The 397-nt window shown below is 64.0% G+C and carries 1 protein-coding gene; it reads left to right on the top strand.

Going from position 1 to position 397, the window contains the following annotated elements; translation table 11 throughout:
- Window positions 1–397: glycoside hydrolase family 99-like domain-containing protein (locus tag AC5Y5E_RS30385; RefSeq protein WP_499907725.1), on the top strand; the 397-nt coding region annotated here is incomplete at both ends.

Raw genomic sequence — 397 nt, 5'->3', positions numbered from 1 at the left:
CTACTACTACTGGTTCGCCGGGAAGCGCCTGCTGGAGCGCCCTCTCGACGAAATGCTGGAAAGCGGGTCGCCCGACTTCCCGTTTTGTCTGTGCTGGGCCAACGAGAGCTGGAGCCGGCGCTGGGACGGCAGCGAGCACGAGGTGCTGATGGAGCAGAAGCACAGCCCGGAGCTCGACCTGGAGTTCGCCAGGAGCGTGCTGCCCTATTTCCGCGATCCTCGCTATATCTGCGTCGACGGCAAGCCGATGCTGATCGTCTACCGGCCGAACATCATCCCCGATCTGTCGGCCACGCTGCTGCGTTGGCGCGAACTCTTCCGCGAGGAAGGCATCGGCGAGGTCCACCTGGTCTCGGCGATGACCTTCGGATACGAGCGCGGCGTCGAAGATGGCTTC

It is taken from the genome of Mycobacterium sp. NGS54 (assembly GCF_059812465.1).
Note: the sequence above shows the minus strand (reverse complement) of the source record. Positions and strands in the feature narration are given on the sequence as shown.